The organism is Bradyrhizobium sp. MI1.3, from assembly GCF_055811695.1.
In genome coordinates this window covers 79,769-89,522 of record NZ_JBVVPQ010000031.1, presented here as the reverse complement: position 1 = coordinate 89,522, position 9,754 = coordinate 79,769, and the positions used below count along the sequence as shown (strand labels likewise).

Genomic DNA, 9,754 nt, shown 5'->3' with positions numbered 1-9,754 from the left:
AAAGGTGGACTTCTCTTGCTTCGGGTATCATCCAGATCTTGAATCACGACTCACGATCCAAGAAAAGTGGGTACTAGATTCTCGGGGCTTGAGCGACGTGAAGTGTCGCGAGTTACGGAGACTAAGTCGCGACTTAGCCCGGTCGGAGGCGACCCAAAATTTGGACGTAAAACTGGCAAGAAAGAGCTTGAGAGGTATTTCGTTGAATGGTCGAGAGCAAAATACGCTAAATCGTATCCAAGATGCATAGGAAGTTCGATGCGATTGCAACGACTTACGTCTTAAAACCAGTTCGTTAGAGATAATGGCTGTCAAGACCAGAATCAACAGTCTTGAGGCCCTCAACCCAGAGCGTTTCGCCAAAATGGGGATCGGTATCATCGATCGCCCAAGAACTGCGTCCGCCACCACCTATCGGTGGGGCGGACGTCAGAACTCCCATCTCTGTCATACAACTGCAGGTCAGCCGACTTCAGTCCGAGCGTTGCGAGACATTTGGTCCAGCAGGCCAAGCAGGGCATCGAATCCCTTCTTCTCGTGCCGGATCGTGGGATCGATCGTGATCGTGCCCTTGGTAATGTAATAGTTAACCTTGCCGATCTTGACGTGATATTGAGTCATTCGGCGAACCGGAAATCCGCGGCATTCGAGTTCAATAATCTGCCGCCGCTGCTCAGGTGTGTCCTGTTCGTGGAAAAGCTTGCTCATGGCAATGATCCCACTAGCTGCTTAGATGGCTTACCGCGGCATTCGAGTTGGGGGCGTGCGGCAAGCCAAAATTCGGCGTCCGAGAAGCGAATGATTGTGCGGGTGCTGACCTTAACAGCACGAAGATGACCCTCACGGATTTCCTTCCATGCAGTTGTGCGTCCAATACCAGCCCAGACAGCAAAGTCGTTGACCGACATTGCTCCCTTGGTTTTTTCGAGTTGTAGCTTCATCTAATCCTCTGAGTTGTCCGGAAGATCTCGTCTTCCAAAGGGATATAGATGCGATACGTATGCGTGCGGCTGCGTGCGCACTGTCTTGACGCCTCGTGGTAGTAGGGTTTCGAGGCTGGCTGATCACGGCTAGGGAGCGGTTTTGGCGCAAAACGCGGCCCATGCGTCGGCAAGCTGGCGACGCTTATCGAGCAGGTCACCGCGCCGGTAAGCAGCTTCAACCTTATTGCCAATGGTGTGGGCGAGCGCCATTTCGACGACCTCGTTTGGAAAGTCGGTGCGTTCGGCCGCCCAGTCGCGGAACGTCGAGCGAAACCCGTGGGCGGTGATGTCTTGACGCTCCAGGCGCCGCAGCAGCATAAGGAAAGCCATCGAGCTGAGCGGCCGTTCCTTGATTCCTCCAGGAAAAACGAAGTCGCTGGTGCGGATTTCCTGCATTTCGGCAAGGATAATCCGCGATCGTTCGGCAAGCGGAATCCGGTGATCCCGGCCCGCCTTCATTCGCGCCCCGGGCACCGTCCAGAGCTGAGCCTTTTCGTCATACTCGGCCCAACGCATACCTAGCGTTTCTCCGGTCCGCGTAGCGTTGAGGATACAGAATTCGAAGGCGCGGGCGACGATGGTTTTCTCCCGGCGCAGAATCTGAATGAAGTCGGGCGTCGCGTCGATCGGCAGGGCGGCATGATGGTTGATGCTTGCCACTCGTGAGCGCTTAGCCAGAAGATGATCGAGATGACCCTTCCACCGAGCTGGGTTGTCGCCCGCGCGGAACTTCATCACGCGCGCCCAATCGAGAATGCGTTCGATCCGGCCTCGGATGCGAGATGCCGTCTCGGTCTTCTCGTTCCAGATCGGCTGCAAAACCTGCAGAACTAGGTCGTCGTCGATAGCGGCGACTGGCCGGTCCTTGAAAATAGGAAAAACGTAGGTTTGGAGGGTCGTCGTCCACTGGTCGACGTGCTTGCCGTTCTTCCAGCCCTCCTTGTGGGTAGCAATATAAGTCTCAGCGCACCTTTCGAAGGTGATGGCCTCCGCCGCTTCGACGGTCTTGGCTTGCTGCTCCTTAAGACGCTCCTCCAACGGGTCGAGGCCTTTGAGACGCATGGTTCGGCAAACGTCTGCCTTCTCACGGGCCTCGGCGAGCGACACCGTATGAAATGGGCCAAGGCCCATGTCCCGCAGTTTGCCGCCAATGCGATAGCGGAAGATCCAACTCTTGGAGTTGCCGTCGCGGACCTTCAGATAGAGCCCAAGCCCGTCGGCATACATTCCCGGTTTGAGATTCCGTCTGATCTTGAGTGCGGTGAGCACCCGTATGCGAGCCATTTCAAAATTTCCGCGCCGTGTCCGAGCCCATATAGAAATTGGGATTCAGTCCACGGCTGGAGGAGTTTCGATGGGGCCGCAAATTCCAAAAGAGCGATACGACTTCCTTTTTAGTGAAGTGCCTTAGCAGTAGTGCAAATGGTCGACCGCGGCTAAATTGGCTAGCCAGAAAATGGCATTTCGTCACTCTATTAGCTACAAAGGCAATCGGTGAAATATTGGTGGGTAAATCACAAACAGACGTCGCGTCAAGAAGTCGGCGGCGGCTACCTTTGGTCGCCGAAGGAAGAAGCGAACGGCACACGCAGCCAGTTCTATGAAAACATGCGACTCGCTGCGCCGGGCGATCCGGTCTTGTCTTATGCCTACGGGCAGATCCAAAATGTTGGAGTCGTACAGGATTTTGCGGTCCCCGCCTTGAAGCCTAGCGGCTTCGGTACGGCCGGCGAGTATTGGAGCGCTGACGGCTGGCTTTTGCCGGTGAACTGGAGACCCTTGCGTACGTCGATTCGCCCCAAAGATATCATCGACGAGCTCGGCCCACTTTTGCCAAGCAAATATTCACCGATCCAGCCTGCGAATGGCAACGGAAATCAAAAGGCTTACTTGGCAGAGGTCGGCAAACCGGCATTTGATCTTGTCGTTGGACGTGGCGGGTTGGACGAGATGCCGGCTACCGATCCCGAGCCCGACGTGCCAGCACTGACGCGAGCCGACGACGAACAACAGAAAGCCATCCAACAAGACCCAGGTCTGGATACGACCACCAAAGAACAGGTCGTCCTCGCCCGGCACGGACAGGGACTTTTTCGTCGGCGCGTTCTCGACCTTGAGTCGGCTTGCCGTTTAACCAAAATCGACAATCGCGACCTGCTAGTAGCCAGTCACATCAAACCGTGGCGAGCCTGCGCAACCGCCGGGGAGCGACTCAATGGCGCAAATGGCCTGGCGCTGGCGCCGCACGTCGATCGCCTTTTCGATCGCGGCTTGATCAGCTTTGAAATCGACGGAACGGTGCTCGTCTCTCCGCAGCTCAAAAGCACCGACCTGGATCGGTTAGGGTTGGCGGACGCCTGCAAACAGAGCTGCGGTCCTTTCCTTGAGGTTCAGGGGCCCTTCCTTGAATACCACCGAGAATCCGTGTATCGCCCGGCGACTTAAATAGTCCGATAATCCCCTATACAAGTCCGATAGTTTCCTATACTGTAGGAGGCATGAAAAATGACGACATTAAAAACCTCCTCGACGAAGAGGCGGAACTCCAGCTCCGCCTGAAAGCGGTACAGGAAAAACGCGCTGCTCTGCAGAGCAAGGCACGGCCCAAGATTGCGCCAGCTCCGGCTCGGCCGCTTCGCGATATCGTCATCGAAGCGCTGGCCGATGCAAAGACTCCGCTTAACTCGCTGCTTCTGGCCAGCATCATTCGCCCCTTGCAGGACCGCGAGATTCCGTCCACGCGGTTCGGCACCCTGTCGACCGACGAGATCAAGTCTTATGACTCGTCGCGGCGTCGTCCGGTCTATCTTTGTCACTGCATTACGCACGATCGCGGCGATGCTGTGAAGCGGTTTTGGGCGCGATCGGATTGGTCGCTGGCCGATCGCATCATCGCGCCGATGAGCGGCCGAATTCTTTTTCTCAAAGGTGCGGCCTGGGCAATCGCTTTGGCGCAGGCCGCCGATGAAGGCAAGCTCGTCGCGGCGAAGCCGGAACTCCTCAATTACGTGGCGGCCGATCAGGCGCGCGATGTAGGCGTCGTCGTTGAACGCGGTAAGTTTCCGTTCGATGAATGGTTGAAGGCGATCGAGGTTTCGATCATGCGATATGAGCCTGAGGATCGACAAATTCGCGAGGCCGCGGCCCTGACATTGTCGGAACGCTTGCCCGAGCGCGCTCTTCTGTTCGGCGCGCCGGCCGGCTTCGTGTCGCTGCCGGGATCGCACAAGGATTGGCGGAGCGCACGCGATGACGGTTAAGGGAAGCGCTGCGCTGATCAGGCTGGCATCCAACCCCAAGTGCGAAGTGCTCGGGGCGATGGTGATGCAGGAGGGATCGGAAAAGAAATTTTACGAGCGCGTCATCGGCGCGCCTTACGATCGTGAATTCGGCGAACGCCAATCGTCGCGGCGTCGCGGTACCCAATTCGAGCAAAACGCCTATGCCGGTGACGCGCGCTTGCTTCGCGAGGCCATTGCGACGACCTGGAACCTCGACCCGGATGCCCTGACGGTACGCAATCTGATGGACAGCTATCCCGGCGGCAAGGACGATGCCCGCATCGCTCGGCTCAGGATCACGCGCACGATCATGCAAGATGCAAAGGCTGGCCGGGCGGTGCCCGACCTGATCATCCAGCCTCAGTTGCTGCTTCCGACACGGCCAGGACCGCGACCCTATTTCTTCATCGCACCGGATCTGCTGGTGCGTTCACCGGTAACCGGCCTGTACCTGCCGGGCGACTTGAAGTCGTTCATCGTCCGCGAAAACGAGGTCGCTCCCTCGGACCTCGCCCGCGTTCGTTTGCAGCTCGGCGTACAGATTTTGGCGCTTCGTCACGAATACCACGCCATCGACCCGTCGATTGCGGTCGAGACCAAGGGCATGCTGGTGTTCTCGAGGCCGAATGGTCTTCGCCCGCATGCGCCTCGGCTCGAAGACCTCGGCGGCGCCGTCGAAGCGGTTCAGATCGGCATTGCAGCCTTTCTGCGTCATCGCGCGCGGATCGACGGGCTGCGCGTCGGTGCCGAACCCTACACGGTCGCAGCCGATCTCATCCCGAACTTTCAGGACAGTTGCCTTGCGAGCTGCGTGATGGCGCAATGGTGTCGCCAGCGCGTGGCCGGGCGCACCGGTGACATGGGTGATGCCGCCCGCAATATCCTTGGCGATCTCGAACTCAACCACGTCATTGGTCTGATGCAGGGTTCTGTCCAACCAGCGAACGAACAGGAGCGGATCATCGCCGAACAACTGCGCACGATCGCCAGTCGTAACGGTCAGGGGCGTGCAGCATGAGCGATTACACCGATACCTTGAACCGCATCCTTGCTCGCAGCCTGAACACGGCTGTTCCGATCCGCACGGCGAGCAGCATGTCTTCCGATCCTACCGTGACGATCGGCATTGCCACGATCAAGATCGTCACCGAGGAGCAAATCCAGGCATTAGCTTTCGGGCCATTGAACGCCACGCCGACCTTGATCTTGCGGGTCAACCCGATTGGCCGTGACGTGGTCGACCTTGCTCCCTTCGCAACCTTCTTGGACCAGGTCGCAAGCCGCGCAATCGCAGCGGAGGGAGAGTTGCGAGTTTGGGTTCCTCATGCCGCGACAATCGAAGCACTCGACATCCTGGGTCATCGCTACTGGCGAAACCAAAACGCACCAACGGCGATCCAACGCATGGGGGTCATTTGCAGGAACATTGCGCACGAGGCGGCCTTCCCCGGCCAGCAAGTGGTCGCCGACGCCCGCGCACTCTTGCAGCAACACGCCGTCACCGGTCTCGCGCCGGTCGAGGAGGGACATCTTGGCGCTATGTTGGCCTGGTTCGACCCGGCCGTCCGCGACCCGCTTGTCGAAGCTCGGGACCGAATTCGGCTCCCCGCCTCGGGCATCTTGGTGAACACGCCCGATCAACCGATGGACGATCGGATCGATCGTTTGCGGAAAGACCTGAAGACTGCGATTGGCCGTCGACGCACGCGGCTGATTTCTGAGATCGAAGACATCCTGCGACGGGGCATCCTTCGTGAATGGAACCTACTGGTCGAGGCCCGGCGCGCCTTTCTCGCGCTCAGACTTTCGCTGACCGGTCTTGAGCAGCTCGCGGGCGATTCGAAAGATCGGATGGCCAATGCGTTGCAGAACGGTCATTTCCCGGCACGGCGGCCCGACATGCTGGCCCAATGGCTAGGGGAAATGGAAACCGGAGCCGAGAAATCGGAATTCGCCGCTCTCGAAGCCGATCCGATCGTGCGCGAAGAGGCTCGGCGCGTTGGAGCCGCAGTTCAAGGTGTGGTCACTGCGGTGAGGCAACGGAGACCGCGTTTCAAACCCTGTACGATCGAGGTCGATTCTGTTCAGGGAACGATCCGGCTCCGATCCGACGACAAAGTGCGAATTGCAGGAAGTAGTGTCACCGGCATCGTGCGAGCATTTCAGCCCCTCGCCGGCGGCGGCACGAGAATTTCGGTCGAGATCAAGGATGGCGTGCGGCAAGTTGGCCTGCTGAGCGTCGGAGCCCGCTTCGACATCCTCAAACAACCTTATGGCTTCGTCAATTATCGCGCCATGAAGCATGTGCGCGACCGGCAGCCTTGGGCCTTTTTCGCTGCGGCCGCGCCTGCGCTTGCACCGGGACCGTCGCGGGGCGTATCTGCCATTCGCGTTGCCGCGGGAGTAAGACGCCCATGAGTGCCAACCTTCAGCTCCTCCGCGACAATGCCGATCGGGTTCTCGATGCGGCGGTGGACCATGCGCTTTTCGACACCGACCCGATAACCATCGTCAAGTCACCACCTGGCGCCGGGAAAACCTATCTCGTCGAATGTGCGTGCGCGGTGGCTGTCGCAGCGCCCGGCATGCGTGTCGCAGTGGTCACGCCTGGCGTTAGCCAGCTCTACGACCTTGGCGATCGACTGCTTGGATATCGGCTTCCTCGGCTCGAACTTGTTCACGCGACCCACCGCACTCTGCCGGCAAATCTGGCCGGCAGGATCAATGCCTCGAACGGCTGGACTGCGGGTCTCAACGTTGGACCGGGCGTGGTCGTAGCGAACGCCGATCTGCTGGCGTCCTATCTCGATCGCCTCGGTTCGGGATGCTTCGACTTCATGATCGTCGATGAGAGTTATCAGCTAGAAGCAGCCAAGTTCATGCCGATCGCCGATCTCGCTCGCCGCGTCATGATGGTGGGTGATCCTGGTCAGCTCGCACCGGTGGTTTCCACCGACGTGAGCAACCTAGAGGCCAGCAACCACAAGATACATTGGTCGGCGCCGGCTTATGTCTTAGATCGCTTTCCCAATACGCCCGTTTTCAGTCTTCCGGTTACGCGACGCTTGCTGCGCGACACTGCCAAATTGGTCCAAGCGTCGTTCTATCCCGATCTGCCGTTCCGTTCGGTCGTCGATCCGAGAATGAGGCGGCTGCGTTTCGGCCTAGCTGGGGTCCGAGCTGGCGTCGATGGCGCCCTCGACGCGATCGCCGGCGGCGCCAGTCTGGTCGCCGTTACGCTTCCGGGCGAAGCGCCGGCGCACCAAGAAGCCGATCAAGGCGCAGCGGCCGTCATGGCGGAATTGGCCGATCGCATCCTCGTCCGTCAGGCCGAATGGGTCGGCCAACGAATGCTCGATGAGGCAGATATAGGCGTCATCGATCCGCACGTTCTCGCCGGCGGCGCCATTAGTGATCGGCTTCGACAGGCGCAGCGCCCAGGCGTTCGCGTCGACACCGTTGAAAAATGGCAGGGCCTGCAGGTCCCGATTTCGGTCGTGCGCCACCCGCTGTCGAGGCCGGGTCCGCCAACGCCGTTCGATTTGCAAGCGGGTCGTTGGTGCGTCTCACTCTCGCGTCACCAGATTGGCTGCATCGTCGTTGCCCGCGAGTCGGTTCACGAAATCATCCGCGAATACGTTCACGGCTGCGACACCGTTGCGGCTGGTGCCAAAGACGTGACCTGGACGGGGTTCGAAGCCCACCGCACGATCTGGAAGGCCTTGGGCGATCAACGGCGCGTTTTCGCTCTCTGACGAAGACGGCGCATGACGGCCGTTTCGATCCTCCTCGCGGCTGTTTCGACCGCTTCGTGGGCCCAAACCCTCACGACAGTCCAGCCGGCGTCGACGAGCCGACGATCGGTATCGCGATCGCGTGCAATATTCCCTTGGATTTTTGCGCGCCACCACTCGCGATTGTTTTTGGGCCAAGTCCCGTGTTCGGGACATCCGTGCCAAAAACAACCATCGATGAATACTGCGGTCTTTGAAGCTGGAAAAGCAATGTCCACCGTTCGGCGACTGCCTACCAAAATCCGACGATGGAGGCGGAAGCGAAGACCACGACGGTGCAACTCGGACCGAAGCTTGCGTTCACCAGCATTGTCTCTCTGCGCCGTCCTCTTCATCCGGTTGGTCGTGATGGGGGAGACCTGATCGCGCCGCTCAATATTTCGCGACATTTTTCAAATGATTTCTGAGATCGCGTTCGAACGCTTCCTCATATCGAAGACTGCTTTCGACCAATCGCGAGTGAAATCCGGCGGTAGCCTTCTTGGACAAAGGCGCAATTGGGTGTTCCAAGAAGGGGATTAAATGCGATAGAGAGCGGACGGTAGGCCACTCCGACACGTCGGATCGCGCGCTCTTTCCACCATGTCCCCACGCCGCGTTCGGCCAGCCACGATCGGAAGGAAGGGGTTCAGCGACCTTCTCATCGAATCTTTCGACCGGGGCGCAGAGGCGTTCTGCGATCCATTTAGCCATTGGCACACTTACAGCATTGCCGACCATGCGCCAACGCTGACGTTCAGTACGAGGATCCGCTTCGGTCCGGGTCCACCCAGCTCCAAAGCCCTGGAGCCTCTCCGCATCTTCTATGGCCGGAATGCCTATAAAGCGGCGACGTGGAAACCAGATTGCTGGGGGCGAAGGAATGTGTAATGCGGAACCCCCTTTGAGAGGAGGTACCGAATCCACAGCCCAGCCAATACCCGTGTTGCCTTCGGTCCAATAGAAACCGCAGCCGTGCGAGCCGCGCTTTGCTGATTTCGGATGCCCGGCATCAACGCCCAACAGTACTGGCCGCGGATCACACGTCCTCGAGGCGAGGAGAATGACGCGACGGCGGCGCTGCGGAAGTCCGAAGGAGCGAGCATCGATGGTCCGATACGCCCAGGAATAGTCCAAGTCTTCGAGCGCGCTAGTTATGGTTCGAATGGCGTGTCCGCGATCAAGGTTAAGCATGAACGGGACGTTCTCGATGACGAGCCAACGGGGATGCTCGGTCGCCCCCCGCAAAAGCTCGAATAGATATCCAATAAGTCCCGAATTCGGCCCGGAAATTCCCTTTCGCCTTCCAACCTGGCTCAGGTCTTGGCAAGGAAAGCCCGCTGTCACCACATCCGAGCGGGGCAATGACTTTAGATTGGCTATGTCATTCGTAATTTCGGCATCAGGAAAGTGACGTTTCAAGACACCTCGAGCGAGTGGGTCAAGCTCGCAGAGCATGCGGCTGACATGGCCCGCTTGGCGGAAGCCCTGCTCAAGTCCGCCGATGCCAGCGAACAGCCCAGTTACGGTCAATTTTTCGGCGTTGTTCTTTTTGACCGGCAGCGTTCGGCCGTCGGGAGCCGGTCGCGGTCGCCCTCTCAACTCAAGTTCCTGTAGCGAACTAATATCGGGAAGCCCCACCGTCGGGGCAAGTTCGTCAAGCGCACCCATGCCAGCGCCCCGACCTACTGCCGACAAACATGTCTAGAGCACTCCA

Annotated in this window: 10 protein-coding genes; 5 read left to right on the top strand and 5 right to left on the bottom strand. The window is 59.0% G+C overall.

The window, feature by feature from the left end:
• Nucleotides 1–462: 462 nt before the first annotated feature.
• The 3 genes from AC0L3A_RS22755 to AC0L3A_RS22745 all read right to left on the bottom strand — a co-directional run bounded on the left by AC0L3A_RS22755 (nt 463) and on the right by AC0L3A_RS22745 (nt 2,267).
• Nucleotides 463–708 carry a hypothetical protein gene (locus AC0L3A_RS22755; RefSeq protein WP_473255227.1) on the bottom strand — a complete coding sequence of 82 codons (246 nt, stop codon included), beginning with the start codon at nt 706–708 and terminating at the stop codon, nt 463–465.
• Nucleotides 705–941, bottom strand: coding sequence for a hypothetical protein (locus AC0L3A_RS22750; protein WP_473255226.1), 237 nt, complete (start codon nt 939–941; stop codon nt 705–707). Before AC0L3A_RS22750 ends, AC0L3A_RS22755 begins: the two co-directional genes overlap by 4 nt.
• Nucleotides 942–1,070: 129 nt before the next feature.
• On the bottom strand, nt 1,071–2,267 hold the full coding sequence (locus tag AC0L3A_RS22745; RefSeq protein ID WP_473255225.1) for a tyrosine-type recombinase/integrase: 1,197 nt from the start codon (nt 2,265–2,267) through the stop codon (nt 1,071–1,073).
• Between the two features lie 210 nt (nt 2,268–2,477).
• Between AC0L3A_RS22745 and AC0L3A_RS22740 the strand changes: the two genes are divergently transcribed.
• From AC0L3A_RS22740 to AC0L3A_RS22720, 5 genes are read left to right on the top strand one after another with little or no spacing between them, the layout of a single operon-like run.
• A complete protein-coding gene (locus AC0L3A_RS22740; protein WP_473255224.1) occupies nt 2,478–3,428 on the top strand; it encodes an HNH endonuclease in 951 nt (316 codons plus the stop codon).
• A gap of 53 nt (nt 3,429–3,481) precedes the next feature.
• Nucleotides 3,482–4,243, top strand: coding sequence for a hypothetical protein (locus AC0L3A_RS22735; RefSeq protein WP_473255223.1), 762 nt, complete (start codon nt 3,482–3,484; stop codon nt 4,241–4,243).
• Between the two features lie 58 nt (nt 4,244–4,301).
• Nucleotides 4,302–5,282, top strand: a complete 981-nt coding sequence (locus tag AC0L3A_RS22730) for a hypothetical protein (protein ID WP_473255222.1) — start codon at nt 4,302–4,304, stop codon at nt 5,280–5,282.
• Entirely contained in the window at nt 5,279–6,682 is a 1,404-nt protein-coding gene (locus tag AC0L3A_RS22725; RefSeq protein ID WP_473255221.1) for a hypothetical protein, read from the top strand. Before AC0L3A_RS22730 ends, AC0L3A_RS22725 begins: the two co-directional genes overlap by 4 nt.
• The gene (locus tag AC0L3A_RS22720; protein WP_473255220.1) at nt 6,679–8,019 is read left to right on the top strand and encodes an AAA domain-containing protein; all 1,341 of its coding nucleotides are present in this window, start codon (nt 6,679–6,681) and stop codon (nt 8,017–8,019) included. Before AC0L3A_RS22725 ends, AC0L3A_RS22720 begins: the two co-directional genes overlap by 4 nt.
• On the opposite strand, the gene AC0L3A_RS22715 is transcribed toward AC0L3A_RS22720, so the two are convergent.
• Nucleotides 7,995–8,393, bottom strand: coding sequence for a very short patch repair endonuclease (locus tag AC0L3A_RS22715; RefSeq protein WP_473255228.1), 399 nt, complete (start codon nt 8,391–8,393; stop codon nt 7,995–7,997). The genes AC0L3A_RS22720 and AC0L3A_RS22715 overlap by 25 nt on opposite strands.
• Before the next feature lie 37 nt (nt 8,394–8,430).
• Nucleotides 8,431–9,708 carry a DNA cytosine methyltransferase gene (locus tag AC0L3A_RS22710; protein ID WP_473255219.1) on the bottom strand — a complete coding sequence of 426 codons (1,278 nt, stop codon included), beginning with the start codon at nt 9,706–9,708 and terminating at the stop codon, nt 8,431–8,433.
• Nucleotides 9,709–9,754: the final 46 nt, after the last annotated feature.

What these genes read in the sequence shown, in the direction of transcription:
- AC0L3A_RS22755 (WP_473255227.1), bottom strand. Translation starts at nt 708, where the DNA reads ATGAGCAAGCTTTTCCACGAACAGGACACACCTGAGCAGCGGCGGCAG.
- AC0L3A_RS22750 (WP_473255226.1), bottom strand. Translation starts at nt 941, where the DNA reads ATGAAGCTACAACTCGAAAAAACCAAGGGAGCAATGTCGGTCAACGAC.
- AC0L3A_RS22745 (WP_473255225.1), bottom strand. Translation starts at nt 2,267, where the DNA reads ATGGCTCGCATACGGGTGCTCACCGCACTCAAGATCAGACGGAATCTC.
- AC0L3A_RS22735 (WP_473255223.1), top strand. Translation starts at nt 3,482, where the DNA reads ATGAAAAATGACGACATTAAAAACCTCCTCGACGAAGAGGCGGAACTC.
- AC0L3A_RS22730 (WP_473255222.1), top strand. Translation starts at nt 4,302, where the DNA reads ATGGTGATGCAGGAGGGATCGGAAAAGAAATTTTACGAGCGCGTCATC.
- AC0L3A_RS22725 (WP_473255221.1), top strand. Translation starts at nt 5,279, where the DNA reads ATGAGCGATTACACCGATACCTTGAACCGCATCCTTGCTCGCAGCCTG.
- AC0L3A_RS22720 (WP_473255220.1), top strand. Translation starts at nt 6,679, where the DNA reads ATGAGTGCCAACCTTCAGCTCCTCCGCGACAATGCCGATCGGGTTCTC.
- AC0L3A_RS22715 (WP_473255228.1), bottom strand. Translation starts at nt 8,393, where the DNA reads ATGAAGAGGACGGCGCAGAGAGACAATGCTGGTGAACGCAAGCTTCGG.
- AC0L3A_RS22710 (WP_473255219.1), bottom strand. Translation starts at nt 9,708, where the DNA reads ATGGGTGCGCTTGACGAACTTGCCCCGACGGTGGGGCTTCCCGATATT.